This window comes from Rothia sp. HMSC065C03, assembly GCF_001837295.1.
GTDB lineage: Bacteria > Actinomycetota > Actinomycetes > Actinomycetales > Micrococcaceae > Rothia.
The window spans coordinates 871,930-893,585 of the sequence record NZ_KV832006.1; the positions used below are offsets into that span (position 1 = coordinate 871,930).

General features: G+C 59.5%; 18 protein-coding genes. 4 read left to right on the plus strand and 14 right to left on the minus strand.

Annotated features, from left to right (window positions below; genetic code table 11):
• Positions 1-3: 3 nt before the first annotated feature.
• The gene (locus HMPREF2605_RS09040) at positions 4-444 is read right to left on the minus strand and encodes an alpha-N-acetylglucosamine transferase (protein ID WP_070848102.1); all 441 of its coding nucleotides are present in this window, start codon (positions 442-444) and stop codon (positions 4-6) included.
• A 472-nt stretch (positions 445-916) separates the two neighbouring features.
• Between HMPREF2605_RS09040 and HMPREF2605_RS09045 the strand changes: the two genes are divergently transcribed.
• Positions 917-1,165 (plus strand): WhiB family transcriptional regulator, encoded by a 249-nt coding sequence (locus HMPREF2605_RS09045; protein ID WP_005505386.1) that lies wholly within the window; start codon positions 917-919, stop codon positions 1,163-1,165.
• A 153-nt stretch (positions 1,166-1,318) separates the two neighbouring features.
• Here HMPREF2605_RS09045 and HMPREF2605_RS09050 read toward each other — a convergent pair whose 3' ends face one another.
• From HMPREF2605_RS09050 to HMPREF2605_RS09060, 3 genes are all read right to left on the minus strand, one after another.
• On the minus strand, positions 1,319-2,893 hold the full coding sequence (locus HMPREF2605_RS09050; protein ID WP_070634486.1) for a sensor histidine kinase: 1,575 nt from the start codon (positions 2,891-2,893) through the stop codon (positions 1,319-1,321).
• Positions 2,894-3,231: 338 nt separating this feature from the next.
• Positions 3,232-4,887, minus strand: a complete 1,656-nt coding sequence (locus HMPREF2605_RS09055) for a CpaE/TadZ family protein (protein ID WP_070848104.1) — start codon at positions 4,885-4,887, stop codon at positions 3,232-3,234.
• The gene (locus tag HMPREF2605_RS09060) at positions 4,884-5,576 is read right to left on the minus strand and encodes an SAF domain-containing protein (RefSeq protein ID WP_049337893.1); all 693 of its coding nucleotides are present in this window, start codon (positions 5,574-5,576) and stop codon (positions 4,884-4,886) included. Before HMPREF2605_RS09060 ends, HMPREF2605_RS09055 begins: the two co-directional genes overlap by 4 nt.
• 361 nt (positions 5,577-5,937) lie before the next feature.
• Here HMPREF2605_RS09060 and HMPREF2605_RS09065 point away from each other — a divergent pair, with 361 nt between their 5' ends.
• Positions 5,938-6,171, plus strand: coding sequence for a helix-turn-helix domain-containing protein (locus HMPREF2605_RS09065; RefSeq protein WP_044150292.1), 234 nt, complete (start codon positions 5,938-5,940; stop codon positions 6,169-6,171).
• Positions 6,172-6,354: 183 nt separating this feature from the next.
• On the opposite strand, the gene HMPREF2605_RS09070 is transcribed toward HMPREF2605_RS09065, so the two are convergent.
• Positions 6,355-7,017 (minus strand): histidine kinase, encoded by a 663-nt coding sequence (locus HMPREF2605_RS09070; RefSeq protein WP_236146102.1) that lies wholly within the window; start codon positions 7,015-7,017, stop codon positions 6,355-6,357.
• Positions 7,018-7,230: 213 nt separating this feature from the next.
• On the opposite strand from HMPREF2605_RS09070, the gene HMPREF2605_RS09075 reads away from it, so the two are divergent.
• Entirely contained in the window at positions 7,231-8,193 is a 963-nt protein-coding gene (locus tag HMPREF2605_RS09075) for a LysM peptidoglycan-binding domain-containing protein (protein ID WP_070593942.1), read from the plus strand.
• 94 nt (positions 8,194-8,287) lie between these two features.
• Complete coding sequence (locus HMPREF2605_RS09080) at positions 8,288-8,965, plus strand: Rv3235 family protein (protein ID WP_049342198.1); 678 nt, start codon at positions 8,288-8,290, stop codon at positions 8,963-8,965.
• A 124-nt stretch (positions 8,966-9,089) separates the two neighbouring features.
• Here HMPREF2605_RS09080 and secA read toward each other — a convergent pair whose 3' ends face one another.
• From secA to mnmA, 9 genes are all read right to left on the minus strand, one after another.
• Positions 9,090-11,705 (minus strand): preprotein translocase subunit SecA, encoded by a 2,616-nt coding sequence (gene secA / locus HMPREF2605_RS09085; RefSeq protein ID WP_070848105.1) that lies wholly within the window; start codon positions 11,703-11,705, stop codon positions 9,090-9,092.
• 372 nt (positions 11,706-12,077) lie between these two features.
• Positions 12,078-12,719: a ribosome hibernation-promoting factor, HPF/YfiA family gene (hpf, locus tag HMPREF2605_RS09090; RefSeq protein ID WP_239662278.1), complete on the minus strand. Its 642-nt coding sequence runs from the start codon at positions 12,717-12,719 to the stop codon at positions 12,078-12,080.
• Between the two features lie 209 nt (positions 12,720-12,928).
• Positions 12,929-13,855, minus strand: coding sequence for a ComF family protein (locus HMPREF2605_RS09095; RefSeq protein WP_083324875.1), 927 nt, complete (start codon positions 13,853-13,855; stop codon positions 12,929-12,931).
• A gap of 40 nt (positions 13,856-13,895) precedes the next feature.
• On the minus strand, positions 13,896-15,602 hold the full coding sequence (locus tag HMPREF2605_RS09100) for an LpqB family beta-propeller domain-containing protein (protein ID WP_070848109.1): 1,707 nt from the start codon (positions 15,600-15,602) through the stop codon (positions 13,896-13,898).
• A gap of 235 nt (positions 15,603-15,837) precedes the next feature.
• Positions 15,838-17,592 carry an MtrAB system histidine kinase MtrB gene (gene mtrB / locus HMPREF2605_RS09105; protein ID WP_070848111.1) on the minus strand — a complete coding sequence of 585 codons (1,755 nt, stop codon included), beginning with the start codon at positions 17,590-17,592 and terminating at the stop codon, positions 15,838-15,840.
• A gap of 34 nt (positions 17,593-17,626) precedes the next feature.
• Entirely contained in the window at positions 17,627-18,328 is a 702-nt protein-coding gene (gene mtrA, locus HMPREF2605_RS09110; RefSeq protein WP_012903206.1) for an MtrAB system response regulator MtrA, read from the minus strand.
• 55 nt (positions 18,329-18,383) lie between these two features.
• Complete coding sequence (locus tag HMPREF2605_RS09115) at positions 18,384-19,691, minus strand: uroporphyrinogen decarboxylase/cobalamine-independent methonine synthase family protein (protein ID WP_070848113.1); 1,308 nt, start codon at positions 19,689-19,691, stop codon at positions 18,384-18,386.
• A gap of 150 nt (positions 19,692-19,841) precedes the next feature.
• Positions 19,842-20,231, minus strand: a complete 390-nt coding sequence (locus tag HMPREF2605_RS09120) for a chorismate mutase (RefSeq protein WP_049342203.1) — start codon at positions 20,229-20,231, stop codon at positions 19,842-19,844.
• A 101-nt stretch (positions 20,232-20,332) separates the two neighbouring features.
• Positions 20,333-21,556, minus strand: coding sequence for a tRNA 2-thiouridine(34) synthase MnmA (gene mnmA, locus HMPREF2605_RS09125; RefSeq protein WP_070848115.1), 1,224 nt, complete (start codon positions 21,554-21,556; stop codon positions 20,333-20,335).
• Positions 21,557-21,656: the final 100 nt, after the last annotated feature.

Genomic DNA, 21,656 nt, shown 5'->3' on the forward strand with positions numbered 1-21,656 from the left:
GGTTTAGCGGCGTCGGCGGCTGTACTTCTCTGCTTCTTCGCCCGATGCCTCGGTGACCGCCTCAATATAGCGGCGGCTACTGGGCATGAGCACGAAGACGAAGGCAACCGCCGCGCCAATAACACCCGCAATCGTGATGGACTGGCTAATGTTCAGGCCGTAAGCACTCACGTTCATGATGAGGGTGCTTGCGGTAACCCACAGGGCGCAGAGGGTGATCAGGATCATGGGCAGGCGCGAGCCGAAGCGACCACGGTAAAAACGTAGACCGAAGTAGGTCATGCCCGAGGCAATGAGCACCTGGAGCACGCCACCCACAATCGCCTGCGCGGTGGACATACCGCTGACGATAAAGGGGTAGAGGATACCGCGAATCAGAATGTATGCCGCGAAGGTTTCGGTCAGGGCGAATGCATAGATGACGTTGAACGGGCGTGACGGCACGGTGGGCTCCTCATGGGTTGTGCGGGCGGCAGACCGGGGTGTATTCGGTCCGATGTGCTGGTGCGTTAGCGGGTGGGTGCTCCCCTGCCTCGGGTTCTCCTCGGGGGCACTGCCTCGTCGTCGGTGCGGCATTTCAGGGGTAGGTACCGCTTTATATTATGCCTGAGGCGCCGCTCACCCACCCGCCCGCGTCTCGCTCATGAGACGGGGTGCAGAATATGCGTGTCAGCATGCGATTCTTCACCCTCTCAATTAGACAAAGGTTTACCTAAGTGATAGATGCCTCAGCTTAATACTGAAGTTTTTAGAGAAAAGTACTTGTCACATCCGCTCCAACATGCGAAAGTTGATAAGTCAATTTTCACCCTAACCCAGGGTGTGCATCCCATCAGCGGATGTATTTGACACGCGCACAGGAAAATAGATGTGTCTTGCCACCGCGTGAGACCGTAAATCATGAAGGAGGTCCACCGTGGATTGGCGTAGTCGTGCAGCTTGTTTGGACAAGGATCCGGAGCTGTTCTTCCCCGTAGGAAACACCGGACCTGCCCTGTTGCAAATTGAAGAGGCCAAGACTGTCTGCCGCTCTTGCGAGGTTGTAGACGTCTGCCTGAAGTGGGCCATCGAGACCGGCCAGGACTCCGGCGTATGGGGTGGCACCAGTGAAGACGAGCGTCGTGCGATGAAGCGTCGCGCAGCTCGTGCCCGCCGTGCATCCTAACTTCCGGAGTATTCAATAGGGCATCAAAAGCGTGGTGCAGTGACATTGTCACTGCACCACGCTTTTGCCATATACAGGACCTATCTAGACAGCAAACTGCCGCCACCCCGTACTCGGGGCGGCGGCGGTTCTACATGTCATACGAGAAGGGGGTTAGACGAGCACCGCGGTGATGACCACGCGGGTACCGGTCGGCTCGTTAGCCTCCCAGCGGATCGAGCCGTTCAGCTCGCTCGCCACCAGAGTACGCACAATCTGCATGCCCAGGCCTTCCTTACCGGTCACCGGGCGGTAGGCATTCGGGCCGGACTCTTCAATCTTCTTATCACCCATGCCCTTACCGTCATCAGTAATCACGACGGTGAGGATGTTCTCACCCTCATCGTTGGTGCCGCGAATACCCTCGAGGGTTACGGTACCGGTCTCACCGTCCAGGCCGTGCTCCACAGCGTTCGCGACAACCTCGTTGATCACCAGCGCCAGAGGGGTAGCAAACTGGCTCGGCAAAGATCCAAAGGAGCCAATCAGTTTGGTAGACACGTGCTGACCCGGGGAAGCAAGCTCAGCGGCAAGGTGGAACTGACGCTCAATCAACTCATCAAAGTCGACGTTCTGAGTCAGACCCTGCGAAAGCGCCTCGTGCACGGTAGCGATTGTTGCCACGCGACGCATCGCCTGCTCCAGGCCCTGACGTGCCTCATCCGTGGTCATACGACGCGACTGCAGGCGCAGCAGAGCGGACACGGTCTGCAGGTTGTTCTTCACGCGGTGGTGAATTTCGCGGATGGTCGCGTCCTTGGTCATAAGCTCCAGCTCGCGGCGGCGCAACTCGGTCACGTCACGGCAAAGAATCACGGCGCCTTCACGCTCGATACGGGCGCGCCTCTGTGCCAGCAGCGGGATGGAGCGCATGGTCACGCGGGCACGAGCAATAACCAATTCGGTGCGCAGGTCACTACGGCCCGCCAGGACGAGCTGCAGGGTTTCATCCGCCTGTTCACCGGCAGGAAGCATCGCACGGGTGACGTCGGCAAGGTTTTGCTTTTCGAGGTAGCCGGTCATGCCCATGCGGTTGTACATGGAGTTCGCGTTCGGGGAAGCGACGACCACACGACCGGAGGGGTCAAGCACAATAATGCCGTCGATCACGCGGGGGTTGCCCTGAGTGTTATTTCCCTGGGCGAGGGGGTCGGGCCACAGGCCGGAGTGCACCATGGAGAGCATGGTATCAGCAGTATATTCGTAGACCTCGTCGCTGATGGAGGGGTAGCCACTGGGTGTGGCAATCTTGTGGCTGGTCAGCAACGCAATGGTGCGGTTGTTGCGCACGATGGGCACGAAGGTTACGTGTACGCGCGGGCGGGCACCAACGCCTTCACCGCTTCCTTCGTCGGTGTAGGTGCTGATGTTCTGGTCAATCCAGACGCGGTATGCTTCGTCGCGGATTCCGTCTTCCATGTCGTGATCGATGATGTCGTGGTGGAAGAGGGTTCGGACGTTGGAGGGGCGCACGTGCGCGAAGGCACGGAAAGTACTGGTTTCGCTGGGGCCGGATACGGCATCCGGGGAGCTGCCGTCGGCAACAACGTAGTCGGTGGGGAACCATAGAACCAGGTCACTCTGGGCGATGTCAGAGATGACCTGCCATTCGCCCATGATGAGGTGAACGCGTTCAGTGTCGCCAGGACCGAAGTCGCAGGCGCTCATAATTCCTTCTGCAAAAGACATATGTTTGTGTGCTTCCCATGAGTTCGGGTAGATTCAACCATTTTACGGGTTTGGTCGTCGTGAGTCCCATTCAAACGGCAATATGTGGAATAGTTTACAGAGCATTTCTTGAAGCACGCTTTTATTCCCAAATATGACGCAGAGAGATGAGATGCACCCCTCAGTTGGATAGTGAGACATTCGCACCACGTCTCTGCCTTGGCCCCGGGTGAAGATGCAGAAAACCCGGCATACCGGCGCTCCCCTGTTCTGGGAGGAATACCGATAAGCCGGGCCTCTTTCACCCACCTTTGGCGGGCATTAGTTGTAGCTGACGGGCCTACCCGCCGGGACTGATGTTAAACGATGGGGCGCACCGCGTACATGCCCTCGAGCATCGCTTCGAAGGACTGCACGACTGCGTGGCGGGGTGCCACCTCCAGCAGTGCCTCACCGTTGCGGCGCAAACGGTCCATGACCTTACGCTCGTACGGAATCACACCGGTGAGCGGAATCGACAGGTAGCGTGCCCAGTTATCGCGCATTTTCGCCTCCGGGTTGAATCCGGCGGCTTCGCGGCGGCTGCGGTTGAGCCAGTACTGCACATCCGTTTCAGGTGCGAACAGGTCCGGGCGCGACTGCACCTCGCGAGCGAGGTTGATCAGACGCGGCAGGCCGATAACGTCCGCTTCGCCGAGCGCAATCACGCGGTCGGCGCAGGCGAGCGCGGTGAGGGTCGCGGCGTTACGGCGCGGTGCCGGGCCGTCAAAGGTCAGCTCCTCGTCCACCTCGATGGGTGCGGCAACATCGCAGATGACCAGGTCGTAGCGGTGCTTAAGCCATTCGAGTACTTCGGCGAAGGCGCGGGCGCGCACCTCGGGCCAACGCGAGGAGGAGGTGATGCCGCTCAAGAAGTCGAAAGTGCCGTTCTTGAGGGGCACACGCTCCATGATGGCGCCGGCTTTTTTCTCGTCAAGCTGGGCGCGGTCGGCGTCCGAGCAGAGAATCGCCAGGCCGGAGCCGGTGTCCTCGAGCGCCATGAGCGCATCCAGGCTGGGCGCGTAGGTGTCTGCATCGATGAGGCAGACCTGCTGGCCCTGCTGTGCCGCGAGGGCTGCGAGGTTGAAGGCAATGGTGCTTCGACCGGGCGCGCCGTGGGTACCCCAGACGGTCACAATCTTGCCGAGGCGGTGGCCCGGCTGGTAGCGGGAGGGCGCGGCGGGATCCTGGTTGATGTCAGGGTGCTGCGGCAGGGTGCCGTCGTTGTTCTCGTTCTGCACGTGCAGGGCATAGTCGTTGCCGGGCGCGAACGAGTCGACGATGGCGGCTGCCTGGCTGAGCACGGATTCCTCATTGCTGGGAGCGGTCGAGGCTTCTGCCGGCTCAGGCGCACCGGGTGCCGGGGCGGGGGGGTCGATTCCGTAGCTTCCGTAGTCGGCGCCGTAGGGTGCGCCGGCGTGTGCAGCAGTACCCGCGGCGGGGTCGTAGCCGTAGCCGCCCACCCCATGGCCAGTAGCTCCGTTATCGTAACCGTAGCCGCTGTAACCGCTGTCGTAGCCGTACCCTGCATCATAGCCGTAACCGGCGTCCTGACCGTAGGCGGCCTCCGGCTGATGCACCGCCTGTGCGGGAGCCTGATTCGGGGTCTGTGCGGGAATGCCGTAACCGACGGAGGGACGGGCGAGCGCCGCATCCACCGCCTGTTCGAGCGAACCCAGAATCTCATCGAGGGCAGCTTCGGGGCGGATGCGGTGCGCCTGCGTGGGCAGGGGCAGGTTGTCCGGGGCGATAACCGCCAGGAGCACTTCGGAGGCGGCGAGCGCATCCACGGTGGAGGCGCTCATTTCGGCGGGCACGTGCGCGCAGAGCAACACGCGGGCGATGCCGGTGTGCGCCATGCCGACGGCTTCGCTGAAGTCCTGCACGGTACGCGCCACGGAGACGCGGCCGCGCTGGGATTCGATGCGGGTCAAGAGCGAGCCGTCATCGCCGTAGAGGATGACGGGGATATTCACTGGCCCTCCCCGTAGGTGCCGGGGATGAGGCTGATCTTGGAGTCGCTGTTGCTTTCCTTCACGAGGTCGGTGAGGGCTTCTTCCTTGACCCACAGCTGCACGGTTGCTTTGCCGTTGGCGCCGAGCACGCCCTCATCGACCGTTACGGCAACGATTTCGGCATTGGTGACGATGGCGCGGGCACCGTTTTCGGTGCGGTTATCGCTCTTGGTGTCGGGGTTGCGCGGGCCGGAAGTCCACACGTCCACGCGCTCGCCTGCCTTCAGTGCGGAGGCGGCGGTGCGGTCAATGCTGACGGTGGCGAGGCGGCGCCCCGGGGAGGTTTCAGTGCCTACCGATTCTTTGCTGATGAGGTTGCCGGCGGGGATGCGCTGGGTAGCGATTTTGCCGTTCATCTGTGCGGCTTCGGCGCGGGTGAAGTACTTGTCTTTGGCGGAGTCTATGTTCGCTTCGACTCGGGCGAGTTTGTCTTCGGTAATCTTCTCGCCGAGGCGGATTTCACTTTTGGCGGTGTAGTACTCGGTTTTGCTGTTATTGGCTTGCACGTAGAGCTGCACGCCGGTGATGGAGACGAGCACGAGAAGTACACCGAGGATGAATCGCCAATCCTTGACGGTGGGCCTTTTGAGGCGCTTGGCGTGGGGCTCGGTGAGGGTGGAACGCTTCGTCGCGTTCTGTCGTATGCGCATGATGTGGTTGTGCCTTTCGGTGCGGAAGCCGGCGGTGATTCCGGTGTTGTTCAACTGACCGATGAGCGAGTGGTGTGTTTTCGATAGTGCTTTGGTTGGTTCTGACACTAACCCTAACAGCATATTTCATTTAGTACTCTCTCTCAACAAGAGTCGTGTTTATGAAATATTTTTGAGTCTTGCCCCTTTTGAAGGGGTGATTAGATAACTTTTCAGCTCATATAAGGCTTTTTGTGAGCAAATTTCACGGTGATGGCATATACTGAAAGTACTCAATAGATGTTCTGTATGGACTCTATGTAAAAGGCCACTAACGGTGGCTAAGGGGCCCAGGATTTCACTCACGGAAAGGAACAATTCGATGACTGCACCTCGTTTCCTCACTCTGAGCGACGTTGCCGAGGAGCTGCAGGTTTCGCTTTCGCAGGTACGTGCTCTGGTGCGTAGCGGCGAACTTCCCGCCATCCAGATTGGTGGGCGTAACCAGTGGCGTATTGAACGCTCTCGTTTTGAAGAGTACATTACCGAGCGCCACGAGCAGACTCTGGAGGCAATTGCTTCCGGCAAGCTCACTGCAAAGGCTAAGGCTGAGTAGTATTCGACATGCACCTCGCGGGCGTAACGCTCGAGTGGTTTCAGAAAGGTCCGCTCCTCTCGCATGAGAGGGGCGGACCTTTTTGTATGTATTTATGCTTTGATGCGGGTGTTTATGCTTGTCGGGTAGGACATTACACTAAGGCCCTTTCCGACGGCATCACCCGCTATTTGTCGCATATTTTTAGCGTGAAATGCGGGCAATCACCGCGCTGACGCGAGCCAGCGGAATGGTGCGCACGCCGGCGCCGCGAGGTGCACGGGAGTAGCCGGAGGCACCCTGACCGTAACCAGCCTGCCCATAACCACCCTGACCATAGGTTCCCTGCGCGCTGTAGGCTGCACGCGCGTACTGGTCGCGTTCATAGATGCGCGGGTACTGGCCGCCGTTGAGCAGGCGCAGTTCAAGGAAGTCGGCACCGACTCGCTCGATCACGCCGTCGTAGCTGACGGTGCCACCCTCGAGGGAGAGGCGGACGGGTTCGCGCGCCATGGCGAGGGAGCGGAGGGCGAGCTGAATTTTCATGCGGTAGCGTTCGGGGCGAATATCGGCGCGCCCAGGCGCGATGCCACCTTCCCACCAGAGCATTCCGCGCAGGGGGATGATGATGTTCTCGCCGCGCGCTTCGATGCTGACCCATTCTTCGCCAACCATTTCGAGTTTGCCTTCGTAGGTTTGCATGTCGGTGGCGCAGATGCGGATGGGGCCGCCGACCTGCGCGAGGAGGCGGTCGTCGAGGGTGATGGTGGAGTACTGGACGCGGGCGACTTGGCGGGCGTCCTGTTCCATATCCCAGGCGCGTTCGGAGGCGAGGCGCGCCTCAATGTCTCGTAGGAACTTTTCCATTCTCATGCTATGACCCTACCTGAGGATGGGGGCGGATACGAACCGGGACATTTTCTGGTCAGATGATGATTCTCAAACCTGATTTTTATACCAAATTCCACCAAATTATATGTTTTTCATGCATTTTGATGCTTTTTGCTTCATTTTTAGCGTGACTTCCTGTATAAATGAAGCAACACCAAAACACATCAAACACACCATTTGGAGGTCATTGTGGACCATCTTTCCACGCCGGGTCAGGCGCCCGCAGCCTTCGCTTCGCATCCCCTTGCATCCGTTGCTTCTCTGGCATCCGGCGCTGACGCAGGTCACGAAACCAGCACCAAAGCTAGCTACCAGGATGCTCTGCTCTTCATCGCCCCTCCCCTACTTTCCGCCGCGGTCTTGGGCGCGTTAAGCGTGAATCTGCACCGCATCCCCTCGGCACACCCGCTGGCAGATGCTTCGTTGCTCTGCGCTGGCGCGGTAGCAATCCTCATTACCGCCTGGTGGTTCATCAGTTTTATCTACGCGCTCTTCTACGCTTGGTCTTTGCGCGTTTCGAGCCACAACGCTGACCGCGCGGTGCTGAAGGTTCCGGCAATTTTCCGTCCGCGTTTTATGCGCCGCATCGTTCTGACACTTGGCGGCACGGCTCTTGGAGTGGGGGCGGTCTTGGCTCCCGCGCAAGCTACGGTGGTTACGCCCAGCAACACCGGGGTAAACGGCACGGAGGGCATGCCGCAAACGACTATTTCGGCGGTCATGACCACAGACTCAATGGGCGCTGCAGCTTCAATGGGCACCGCGACGGCAGATGCCAGCCCGGGCTCCAACGCAGATGCGGCTCTCTCCGATACGGCCCCGGATCAGTCCGCTACTCCTCTGGCACTCTCTGCTGAGGTTCCCGATATTCCCCTGGCTCCTCAGCCTTCGGAGGCGGCAGGCTCGCTGCAGGATCGCAGCCCGTTCTTCTCCCCACCCCGCGCTGAGGCGGGCACCTACTCCTACACGGTCCAGGCGGGCGATACGCTCTGGTCAATTGCCGCCGAGCAGCTGGGTGAAGGCACCGACGCCTCCACCATTTACGACTACACTCTCGATATTTACGAGGCGAATAAGGACGCTCTGGGTCAGAACGCCGAGCTGCTCTACGAGGGGCAGGTTCTACAGATCCCCGAACAGCCCGTTCACTAACCTCACCCGCGTCTTCCACCCCATTCCGCCTCATCCCAACAGTCTTTCGTTCGCTCGACTCACCTCACATACCCCTGCACCGAAAGGAGCCGTCATGAGCTTCTCCAACCTTCTCCCCCGTTCCCCGTGGACCCCGCCGCATCAGCCTGCCTCCCGCGACAACCAGCCTGCCAGCCCGTATTCAAAGCGTCAGGCGGCTCGCACCTCCCAGCCGGTGGCTCAGTCGGTGCCCCAGCCCGCGAGTGCCGAGCAGGTCGCTCCGCTACCGGAGCAGGGGCAGGGCACGATGGCTCTGGTGCAGAGGCGGAACAGCGCGTCGGTCTATTCGCTGTTGCCGCTGCCGCGTTATGAGCAGCATTCGGCGCAACGCCCGAAGGTAGTGAAGAGGGGCCGCCCGCTGCGTCCTGCGGATGCATTGGCTCGCCAGTTGGAGGGTCGTTGCGCGGGTGTGGCGATTGCTTACCTGGAGATCATGTCGGCTCGTCGTTCGCGTCAGCAGCTGGCGCAGTGGGTGTCAGCAGATTGTTTCCACCGTCTGCTACCGTTCTTCCCCAAAAATCCGCGTCAGGTGCGCAAGGAGATGCTGTTGACTCTTCCGCCGGTTCTGCTGCGGGTGCGAGCGCAGAAGGTGCACGAGGAGCTTTACGAGGCGGTGGCGCTATTGCGTTGTGCGGATAAGGTTCGCGTGGTGACCATGCAGATGCGGCTGATTCACGGCATGTGGCTGATTACCTCCATCGAGCAGCCGCAGAGCCGCTTGGACGAAGACTAAGGCTTCCCCGGCTTCCCCTACAAAACACACAGACAAACAGAGAGGGTGCGAATCCGGTATTGGATTCGCACCCTCTCTGTTGCGTCTATAGCGTTTTCGGGTTTACGCCGGGTTTACACCGAGGCTAGCTCTCCTTGGTGCGCTCAACGTGAACCTGCTCGTGACCGTCCTCATCGGGGGCGGAGTACTGCAGGAACTTCGGGCGCGAAGGCTCAGCCAGGCGCACAGCAGAAGCCTGAGTACGCTGCTTGGACAGGTCCAGGTTGAACAGGTAGGTCACGGTCTCTTCACGGACCGCACCGAGCATCGACTGGTACATGTCGTAGCCTTCACGCTGGTACTCGACCAGCGGGTCACGCTGAGCCATTGCACGCAGACCGATACCTTCCTTGAGGTATTCCATCTCGTACAGGTGCTCGGGCCAGCGCTCACCAATGACGGACAGCATGACGCGGCGTTCAATTTCGCGCATGCTCTCTTCGCCGACGCTCTTTTCACGCTCCTCGTAGATGAGGTGTGCGTCCGCCAAAACTTCCTTCACGATCTGGTCGCGAGTGATCTTGGTGCGGTCGCCGGCGTCCTCTGCCAGGTCGTCCACGGTGATGGAGATGGGGTACACCTGCTTGAGGGCGCTCCAGAGCTCGTCGAAGTCCCAGTCCTCGGCGTGGCCTTCAGAGACGCGGGCGTCAATGATGGTGGTCAGCACCTCGTCCACGAAGCCGGAAATCTGTTCCTTCAGGTCGTCACCGTGCAGGATGCGGCCGCGGTCCTTGTAGATCGCTTCACGCTGGCGGTTGAGCACGTCGTCATACTTGAGCACGTTCTTACGCTGTTCAGCGTTACGGCCTTCAACGTTTGACTGGGCGGTAGCGATAGCGCGGCTGACGATCTTGGAGTCCAGTGCGGAGTCCTCGGGAGCTGCCGCCATGAGGCGGGTTGCCATGCCGGTGTTGAACAGGCGCATCAGTTCGTCGGTCAGCGACAGGTAGAAGCGGGACTCACCCGGGTCGCCCTGACGGCCGGAACGACCGCGCAGCTGGTTGTCGATACGGCGGGACTCGTGACGCTCAGTGCCGAGCACGTACAGGCCACCGAGCTTGGTGACTTCCTCGTGCTCTTCTTTAGCGGCGTCTTCGCAGGCCTTCAGGACCTCGGGCCAGCGAGCCTCGTACTCTTCGGAGTTGGTGTTCGGGTCCAGGCCGAGCTCACGCATCTTTTCGACGGCCTCAAATTCGGGGTTACCGCCGAGCATAATGTCGGTACCGCGACCAGCCATGTTGGTTGCCACGGTGACGGCGCCCTTACGGCCCGCCTGCGCAACAATAGCAGCCTCACGCTCGTTGTTCTTTGCGTTCAGCACCTCGTGGCGCACGCCTGCCTTCGCCAGCTGGCGAGAAAGGTATTCGGAGTTCTCCACGCTTGCGGTACCCACCAGGATCGGCTGGCCCTTTTCGTGGCGTTCCTTAATGTCCTTGACGACCGCCTTGAACTTGGCGATTTCGTCGCGGTACACCTTATCGGGGTTGTCGATGCGCTGCACACCCTTGTTGGTGGGGATGGGCACCACGCCGAGCTCGTAGGTGTTCATGAACTCTGCCGCTTCGGTTTCCGCGGTACCGGTCATACCGGACAGCTTGTCGTACATGCGGAAGTAGTTCTGCAGGGTCACAGTCGCCATGGTCTGGTTCTCAGGCTTGATTTCGACGCCTTCCTTCGCCTCAATCGCCTGGTGGATGCCGTCGTTGTAGCGGCGGCCCGGCAGAATACGACCGGTGTGCTCGTCAACAATCAGGACCTCGCCGTCGATGACCACGTAGTCCTTGTTGTTGGTGAACAGCTCCTTCGCCTTAATGGAGTTGTTCAGGAAGCCAATGAGCGGGGTGTTCTTGGATTCGTAGAGGTTCTTCACACCCAGGTGGTCTTCCACCTTGTCAATGCCGGATTCGAGGATGCCGACGGTGCGCTTCTTCTCGTCTACTTCGTAGTCTTCACCGCGCTTGAGCAGGGTCGCGGCAATGCGCGCGAACTCTGCGTACCAGCGGTTCGCCTCACCGGCTGCGGGGCCGGAAATGATCAGAGGGGTACGCGCCTCATCGATCAGGATGGAGTCCACCTCATCAATAATGGCGAAGTTGTGGCCGCGCTGAACCTGCTCCTCCACGGTCCACGCCATGTTGTCGCGCAGGTAATCGAAGCCGAACTCGTTGTTCGTACCGTAGGTGATGTCTGCGGCGTACTGCTTACGACGCTCATCAGGTTCCATGGAGGAGAGAATCACGCCGCACTCCATGCCGAGGAAACGGAACACACGACCCATGAGGTTCGCCTGGTACTCAGCCAGGTAGTCGTTCACGGTCACAATGTGCACGCCCTTGCCGCTCAGCGCGTTCAGGTACGCGGGCAGGGTCGCGACGAGGGTCTTACCCTCACCGGTCTTCATTTCGGCAATGTTGCCCAGGTGCAGCGCTGCACCACCCATGAGCTGCACGTCGTAGTGGCGCTTGCCCAGGGTACGCTTGGATGCTTCACGGACCACCGCAAAGGCCTCCGGCAGCATAATGTCGAGGGATTCGCCGTCCTTGACGCGCTCGCGGAACTTGTCGGTCTCTGCTCGCAGTTCCTCATCGGTCATCGATGCGAAGCTGTCCTCGAGCGAGTTCACCGCCTTAGTGTACGCTTCGAGCTGTCGCAGAACCCTCTTATCGCCGGTTCGGAGGATTTTCTCCAAGAAAGATGCCACTGAGCTTCTACTCCTTGCTTGTTTCGGTACCCTCACCAAGGGCGCGCGAGAGTGCGCGCGGTGAGGCCTTCCTACATATTGTATGGCAGAGCCGCCTAATTCGCCCGTCCGAGCTATTTTTTACGCTGTACGCCCACGAGGTGACATTTGGTGACGTTGCGCGTCGTTCATCCTCTGGCTGAGGTGGAGGGAGCACCGGGTTCCGGGGGCGGGCGCATCCCCGCGCTGAGAATCCGAGTCGAGAACCTCAGCTGTAGAAGGCAGAGAAAAACCCGGGGGCCTGGAGATTCACAGTGCGTGTTTCCAGACCGCCCGGGTCTTTAGCCTGCTCGCTGGGCATGCCGCTTCAGCTACCAGCAGGTACGTTGGGTTTTACTCGTTATCCAGAGTAATGATGCCGTAGCTCCAGCCCTTACGGCGGTATGCCGCAGCCGGTGCGCCGGTCTCGCTGTCAATGTACAGGTAGAAGTCGTGGCCGACCAGTTCCATACGGTCAACAGCTTCTGCGGGAGTCAGACGCTCACCCTTGAAGCTCTTGTGGCGAATCTCGATGGGAGATGCTGCCTCGTCGGCGAGGGTGACCTCGCTGTTATCGAATGCTGCTTCTTCCACCGGAATATCCGGCAGCAGAATCTCGGTAATTGCTTCGGTAACCACAGGAATTGAGCCGGTAGCGTCCGCCACGGAGACGGGGTGCTTGCCACCGCGCTTGTGCAGCTTGCGGCGGTCACGTGCACGGCGCAGACGCTCCAGGAGCTTGCCGTAGGTTTCATCGAAGACCGCGAACTTGTCGTGACCCTGGGCTTCGGAACGGAGGACAGGACCAGTACCAACAACGGTAATCTCAACGCGGATGGACTCGCCACCCAGATGACCGTCCTTGCTGAACTTGACGTCGATGTCCTTCACGTTATCGCCGAGCTGAGCGAACTTCTGAACCTTGTCGCTCACGTATTCTTCCAGGCGTTCGGTGACCTTGATATTGCGGCCGTAGATGTTGACTTCCACGATCATTCCCTCCAGGTTGGGGGCTTATACCGCGTCCGGTTGGACCCGGTACGGGGGTTCGACTTCAATGCCGTTCCCTTGTATATATTTTAGTACGAAACATGTTTCATATCACTAGATATGACAAATATTTAGCCTAAATAATAGCTATTCGTCCGTCTGCGAACTTTATTCGCTAAAAATCGTGTACCTCTTGCAACTAACTACAAGAAACGCTATGTCTGAGCCTTTTTCGGTACCGCCGCCACAGCACACACGCCCAGCACCCGCGAACCGGATTCCTGTAGCACACGCACCATCTCAGAGGCGGTCGCACCGGTGGTCACCACATCATCACAAATAATGCTCACCCGATCCGCGCACAGGGCAGGCTCCATAACGCGCAAGGCACCGTGCATCCGCTCGGCACGACCCCCAGCGCCCAGGCTCTTCTGCTCGTTCTTTGTCTCAGAAGCACCGAGGAGAGAAGCGCCCACACGAGAAGATAAGGAGGCGCCGCTCCCCCGCCGGCTGCGAGGCGCATACCCGATGACATCCACGGCACGCACTCGCACCGAGGCAGGCAGACGCTGATTGAGCTGCCGAGCCGCCTCCTGCACCAAAAGATTCGCTGGCGCATAGCCGCGGCGGCGCACACTCTGCGCAGAGGACGGTGCCGGAACCAGCAGAACCTCAACTGGTGCGGCGGAGGTGCCCACAGAAGAGATAGAAGACCCCGGCCCGCTCTGAAGCTCAATCCGATGCGCCCGAAGAAGCTCGTACACGCTACGCGCCAAACCCTCACCCAGCAGGGGCAACAAATCGGTGCGACCAGCGTTCTTCAACGCCAACAGTGCACGCGGCATCATCCCTTCATACCGGGATGCCGCACGCACTTCAGGAACCACCGCGCCATCAAGAGGTTGCAGAACCTGCACTCGCTCCACACGCGCCAACGCCGAATGCAGCTGCGGCAGGCAGCTTTCACACAGCGGTGAGCCGGCACCGTACGCCACCGGCACCGCACAGCACGGGCAGGTACGCGGCATCAGCACCTCACCCAAAGACCCGCCGGCGCTTTTGAGAGCGCCCGCAAGCCCGGCCAGAGACTTGCTCCAGGACCCATTCACGGAATCGTTCAAACCACGCTGTACTGAACTCACCGAAAGCACCCTTTCCGCGCGCTATACCCGGTGCCCGAGGCTAACCGGCGTAACTAATCTCGTGCAGAGTCGTATCCAGACGGATCCAGCCGCGCTCCTCCATCAGGTAGCACGAACCGTCAGAACGGTGGGCAATAATGTTCGACGTATTATCCGCCGTCGAAATGGTCATCACGCCATCCAGACGGTCCAGCTTCGTCTCTTCACCGCTGAGGGAAATCACCTCAGACTCACCGTTCTTCACGTTCACCACCACGACGCTCTGGTCGCCAGCCCAACGGGCATTACGCGGAGTCACCGAAGAGCTCAGACGAACCATCTCCGTCAGGCGCAGAGGCTTGCCGGCATCATCACGCACAATACCGGAAATAATCACAGCCGACGCACCCTCAGTTGACGCCACAATCGCCATGCGCGCACCATCGTGAGAGACGTTCACGCTCGTAAAGCTCAAATTACGCTGCCACGACAGACCAATATCCACGCCGCGCTCGCGCTCATTCGCGTCCTCAGAGTCCGGCTTGAACGCACGCACAACGCCCTCACCATCAGCAGCCCACACCCAGCCGTACGCATCAAAACTAGGGGCAGTCAGCGCGGTACTCTGCCACACGCGGCGGGCAGTGCCCTGATACACCGTGTACAGGCTCGCAGCATCATTCGCCAAGCAGGCATAAACATCCGCAGAATAGCCCATCGCCGGGGAACTCAACTGGGTCACGCCACGCAGAAGCAATTGCTCACCCGCATTGCTCATATAGTCATCACGCGCCACCATCTGGCCGTTCGAATTAATAGCAACCGTGCGGGCAGGAACACCCGGGTTCAGCTTCACCGCAGAAAAGCCGCTCGGTGCATTCTCAGGAATCAAAGTACCGTTGTAGAACACCTCGGTCTTACCCAGACCGGAGAAGTTCTCCAAACCGTGCATAATCTGCTCACGCACACGCGCCAAACGGTTATCGTCCAGGTGCTCACCCGAAAGACGAACCAGCACATCCTGGTTATCGCTCATGGTCGCCGTCTCAAGGCTCATCGACTCGTTCAACGCCGAGAACGCAACATCCTTCAGGTAGGAGGCCGGGCCAGCCATCAGCGTACGCACCAGCAACTCAAAATAGCGGTCCGTATGCGGGAACCAACGAATATCCGGCACAGCATAACGGAACGCACGATCATAGAAGTACAGGCGGCACGGGCTAAACACGCGCTCAAACTCGGCACCATCCAGCCACAGACCATCCGGGCAGGAGCTAATACGCCACTGGTTATCTTCCATAACCATGGTGAAGTCCTGAGTTTCAGTCTGAGCCTCCGGGAAGGTGCTCGTAATACCCTGACTATTCACAGTCGCCGTCTGCTGGAAACGCACATGGTAGGTACCCTCGGCAGCTCCACTATCGTCACTGCGAGGCTGCACCGTATTACGGTACACGCGAGTCGTACCCATAGGATTCCAACGGCGCGCAAAAGAAGAACTCAAATACTGGCGCGCCACAGCATAATTCTCAATGCTATCCACACCAGCACGCACGAAGCCCTCAATAATCGCCTCGGGGGTAGCACCCGCCAGCGGTCCCGGCGCACGCGCCGGAGAAGTATTAACGCTCTTCACGTCCAGACCGCTGCTGTGCTGAGTCACTCGATCGTTCGAAGGAAGACCCGCGCAAGAGCTCACGAGCGTCGCCAAAGACACCGCGCCCCAAGACAGCGCGGCGCGTCGAGAAACAATAGCCCTGTGAGCCATGGAGGTCTTAACCTTCCTCTACGAACAAAGACAAACAATCGCCAACTACCGTTGCAGGCCATCGCAACACGGTGAAAAGATGACCACAGCGAAATAGCAACACCGTGAAAACATATCTGCATTGATTGTACTGGGTGAACAGTGCAAATACGCAAGGATAAGCGTAAATACAGCCGAGCAACACCAACGCACCGATATATGACAGAAGCCTAAAGCCTCTCCCCGTTTGAACCCCTTAGAGCTCGCCCTCAAGGTTCGCTCGAGGAGCAATATTGGGCAGCGTATCCTTCGCGGTCGCCGAACGATGCGCACTCACCTCAGGCTCACCCGTCACCAAAACCGGCGACTCGCCCAAAGGCGCACCGTGAATTAGCGGCAGGTTTATCGTGAAGCAGGCACCGCGGCCCTTCTCGCCCCACGCCTCAATCGTGCCGCCGTGCAGACGCACATCCTCAGCAGCAATCGACAGCCCCAGACCCGTACCGCCCAGGGTGCGCTTACGTGAAGTATCAGCACGCCAGAAACGGTTGAACACCTGAACAGCCTCATCCTCAGACAGACCGATACCGTGGTCACGCACCGCAACACCCAGGTTCGTGGCATTCGCACCCACGTACACGTCAATCGGGCGGGACTCGCCGTGCTCAATCGCGTTGTACAGCAGGTTACGGAGCACACGCTCAATACGCACGCGGTCCATATCAACCATGATGCTCTCATGGCTCGTATGCACGTTCAGCTTAGTATTCGTGCGCTCCAGGTGCGGCAGAGCCTCCTGCAGAATATTCGACAGCACACGCATGAAGTCTTCAGTGTCGATGGTCAGCATTGCGCTACCGGCATCGAAACGAGAAATCTCCAGCAGGTCAGAAAGCATCGACTGGAAACGATCCACCTGATCGTGCAGAAGCTCCACGGTGCGGCTCTGCGTGCGCTCCATCTCGTTACGCGTATCGTACAGAAGCTCCGTACCCAGACGAACCGTCGACAACGGAGTGCGCAACTCGTGCGAAACGTCAGAAACGAATCGCTGCTGCAGAGTCGACAGACGCTCCAGCTGAACAATTTTCTCCTGCAGCGAGTCAGCCATCAGGTTGAAGGAATAGCCCAGACGCGCCGCCTGATGCTCACCGTGTACAGACACACGCTGATCCAGGTCGCCAGCAGCCAGCTTCTCCGCCGTAATAGCGGTCTGCGTAATCGGGCGGACCACAAAACGAGTCACAATCCACACCACAGAAAGCACCACAGTAAGCAGTGCACAGAAACCACCAAAAAGAACAAAGTTAATATGCGCAATCGTGGCGGAAGAATCCGTCATATCGTACACAAGGAACAAACCGTAATTAGGGTTCTGAGAAATAGAAATATGTGTACCAACGATAAGCACCGGATAGGTGCGCTCACGATTATTTTCGACAGTAGTCACCGTAGACGTCTGCCAGAAAATACCGTCTTTATCGCGAACAGTTTGTTTGAAATCATTCGGAATACTCGAAGAATTCAAAGAATTATTACTGCTCTGCTCAGGAATAAAACCCTGCTTACCTTGACCTTCCAAAGGCACAAGAATCCAATTGCGCTTACCCGAGCTACCCGCATCCAGCACGGTCAGGGTACGGCTCACATTACGGCGAATTTCGCTGTCACTACGGGCCTCAGAGGAGTCCAGCACGCTCTGAACGTTACGGAAACCACTCTCCGATTCCGCCAGCGCCTGACCCTTCTGATTCTCAAAAAGACTCGTCGCAATCTGGCTCGACAAGGACCAACCCACCATCAAGAAGCTCAGGAACATCATGATGCCCGCAGTACCCAAAGCACGGAACTGCAGAGATTCCTTCCACAAACGCTGAGCGCGCTGCATCAGGCTCCTACTACTCTGCTTTTTCGCCTTACGCGGCTTGGAAGTGCGGGTACGCGAAGAGGCGGAGGCTACCGCCTCCGCCGTCAAAGCGCCGTGCTCATGGCTCGACTTCGCAACAGACAATCAGGTTATCCCTTCGCCTATGAATAGGTTCCGATTAGCTACCGGAAGATCCCACCAGCTCGGTCGGAATCTTATAGCCAACGCCACGGACCGTCTGGATAAAACGATCCGCACCCAGCTCATCAAACTTAGCGCGCAAACGCTGGACGTGCACGTTTACCAGCGAATCGCTCACATCAGTGTAACCCCAGACCATATCCAGCAGTTCCTGACGGCTCAACGCCTGACCCGGGTGGCGCACCAGCGCAGCCAACAGGTCAAACTCCAGAGGAGTCATCGGAACCTCAGTGCTGTGGTACTTGACGGTACGGCCGTCCATATCCATGACAATATCGCCAATAGACACCACCAGCTGGCGGCTCTCACGCGGACGCAAACGGGTACGAATACGCGCCAACAATTCAGCGTGCTTAAAAGGCTTAGCAATGTAATCATCAGCGCCAGCCTCAAGACCCTTAACAACATCTTCAGTGTCGCTTTTAGCGGTCAACATAATAATCGGCACATTAGAAGAACGACGAATTTGCTGGCACACTTCAATACCGTTCATGCCAGGAAGCATCAAATCCAAAAGCACCAAATCGGGAGTGGAACGCATAAAAGTTTCAAAAGCGCGTGCACCATTTTCGCAAAAAACGGCGTTGAAACCCTCCTGCGCGAGCACGAGGCCAATCATTTCCGCCAGAGCATCATCATCATCAACCACCAAAATGGTGTGTGCATCGCTAGCGCTCACAGTACCTCCCTAAAGAAATGTCGTAAATACTTACATAAAAATGCTGATTCTCTAATCATACCGCGCGCTCAGCCAAAGCACGGGCACACTCTGTCACACGAGCCAGGGAAGCCGTGGCATCCAGCACACTCACCGTACCCGAAGCCGCCCCAGCAGACGCGGAACCCCGCTGAATACGCTCATCAGGCATCAAACCCACCGCGCTCAGCTGGGCAGATTCAAGACCAACCTCACGCCACAGGCTATGCAGGCGGCGGACCTGATCCGGCACCCGCGCAGAGGTCACCACCGGAAGCCACAGCTGAGCCTGCGCCTCCAGAAGCTGCGCCACGGGTTCCCATGAACGAGGGTCACTCAGCGGCGGAACCTGCAGCGTGCCGGGCCCCTTGAGGCGGGCGCGATCAGGGTGCAACAGCAAAGCGCAGGGGGCGGCGCCCTCAACCTGCATCGCCTTCACCAGCGCCAAAGCATCAAGGGTAGGATGCGCCTGGCTCAGCAGCTTCAGCTCCTGCACCGGCTTGAGCGCGGTGCCGTCCACATCAAGGATGAGCTGCAGGTTCAGTTCAGCGAATCGCTCCGCCACACGGCGGTACACCTGCTGATAGTAGTGAGGCTGCAACGCCGACAGGGAGCGGAAGCCACTCACCGTAGGGATAGAGCCCTCCATCAGACGCTGAAACTCCGACTCGTCCAGTTGCACCGCAATCAGCGCCCGCGGAGCTTGCAGAGCCTCGCGCAGAGAACCCATCCAGCGTTCCAGGCCTTCCAGGAACGACTCCAGCAGGTCACGGCTCGCCCCTGCATCACTGATGGCACGCTCGCCACCGGGTAGGTAGATGCTGGCTGCGAGGGTCAGCGGACCAACCAGCTGAATCTTATACACCGCAGCGGAGCCCTCAACACCGGAGGTGAACCTCTTCTTCTGCGCGCCCACACGGTCAGCTAGAAGGTTGATATCGGAGAGCAGACGGTCCTTCGCCAAGGCAGACTCGCGCGCTCCCCTGCCGCCGCTATGCACCATGCGCCAGCCAAACGAGACACCGTCAAAGGCAAGTCCCTCGCACACCGCCAGGGTGCGTGCCAGCGGGGTAGCCCGCCAGCCCAACGCCGGCAGATGCGGCAGGAACGGCAAGTGCGGGGAACCCAGCTCACCTTCTACACGGGACATCGCCTCAGCCAGATCATCGCCGGGAAAATCACCCCGACCGCTAGCGCGCACCAGCGGACGCTCAGTAGCGAGCGTAGCAAGGTCCTGCTCGGTCAGTTCGTCGCCTTCGGGGGCACGGTACTCACCGGGCAGTAGCAGGCGCTCCGGCACCGGCTCGGTGCGGGCATTCTGGCGGGAGGAAGATTGAGGGGGCATAAACGAGTGAGGTTAAGACAGGTTAGGGAAAAGTGCGGGCGGGTCGATGCTCTGCCGCTGGACGCTCAGCACGATGGATGCTCAGCAGGGATGAGAGCGGGGCTTTTCGGAGAGGCTGAGATCTCGAAGAGGGTGAAATCTTAGAAAGTCTTAGCTTTCAGACTTTTCAGTCTCTTCGTCCTGGTCAGCGTGCTCGTTCGCGATGCGCACGTGGTGGCGAATCACCTCAGAGATGATGAAGTTCAGGAACTTCTCCGCGAATTCCGGGTCCAGGCTGGATTCCTTCGCCATGGCACGCAGGCGAGCAATCTGCGCCTCTTCACGGCCGGGGTCGCCAGCGGGCAGGTTGTGCTTAGCCTTCAGGACGCCCACGCGCTTAGTTGCCTGAAAACGCTCCGCGAGGATGTGCACCAACGCTGCATCGAAGTTATCGATGGAGCGGCGCATGGCGAAGAGCTCCTCGTAAACCTCCGGCGCGACTTCATCGCCCATGGAGGTGGCGTGGGGGTCAAATTCGCAGGAAGTGTGTTCGGCAGTCATCGGTCTCTCCTCAGTCCGGTTGTGGTCTTCTGTGCGTTGCGCTCGAGCAGGCTGTTGCGGCAACAGCTGCGAATAGCGGGGTACGCGGCTATTCTGTGCGGCTAGTCGGCGCTGGTGGAGGCGCCAGCAGACAGGGTTTCTTGCATGTCTTCGCGGTCCAGCGAGTAGGCGCGGGCGATGGTGGACTGGCCCAGCACGCGGGTGCCCTGGTAGAGCACCATGGTCTGCCCCGGTGCCACACCGGAGAGCGGATCCAGGAGGCGCACTACGGTTTCCAGGCGCAGCGCGCCTTCTTCTTCAGCTTCGGGGTCGGGTGCCCAGGTCATGTACGCCTTGGCGCGGACCGGGTCGGCGTGCGCACGCACCTGTGCGGTCACCTCGAACTCTTCGCTGCGGGCGCCCAGCTGCGCGGGCTCTTCCAGGAAACGTGCCGCCTGTTCCACGGGGACACCCGCCCAGGTGGCGCGGATACCGCGGATTTCGTGCACGGCAAGTAGCTCGCGGGAGCCGACGATGACTTCATTTTCCTTGGGGCGCACCTCAAGCACGAAGCGAGGCTTGCCGTCGGCGGCGGGACGGCCCAACGCCAGGCCCTTGCGCTGGCCGACAGTGTATGCCTGCGCGCCGGGGTGCTCACCGAGCACCTCGCCGTGGGTGTCCTTGATGAGGCCGGGGCGCATTGTGATGTGGTCGCCCAGCCAGGCGCGGGTGTCGCCTTCGGGGATGAAGCAGATGTCGTAGGAGTCCGGCTTTTTCGCCACGGAGAAGCCGCGTTCTGCCGCCTCCGCACGTACCTGTGCCTTGGAGGGGGTGTCAGCCAGGGGGAACCAGGCGTGCTTGAGTTGCTCGTGGGTGAGCACGCCGAGCACGTAGGACTGGTCCTTAGCCCAGTCGGCGGCGCGGTGCAGTTCGCGGTTGCCGTCTTCGGTGGTGATGACGCGGGCGTAGTGGCCGGTCACCACGGCGTCGAAGCCGAGGGCGAGGGCGCGTTCGAGCAGCGCGGCGAACTTGATCTTTTCGTTGCAGCGCATGCAGGGGTTGGGGGTTCGTCCGGCTTCGTATTCGGAGATGAAGTCGTCGACCACGTCTTCTTTGAAGCGTTCGGAGAAGTCCCAGACGAAGAAGGGGATGCCCAGCTGGGAGCAGACGCGACGGGCGTCCATGGAGTCTTCGAGGGTGCAGCAGCCGCGGGAGCCGGTGCGTAGGGTGCCGGGCATGCGGGATAGGGCGAGGTGAACGCCGACTACTTCGTGTCCTGCTTCTACGGCGCGGGCTGCGGCGACTGCGGAGTCAACGCCGCCACTCATAGCTGCAAGAATTTTCACTGCCTATCCTTCTGTTGTGTTGAGCCTCTAGGAACATTCGGAACACGCCCTGTGCGGGCGGACTTTCCGTTACTGTAGCTACCCATTGTACGCAGGGGCT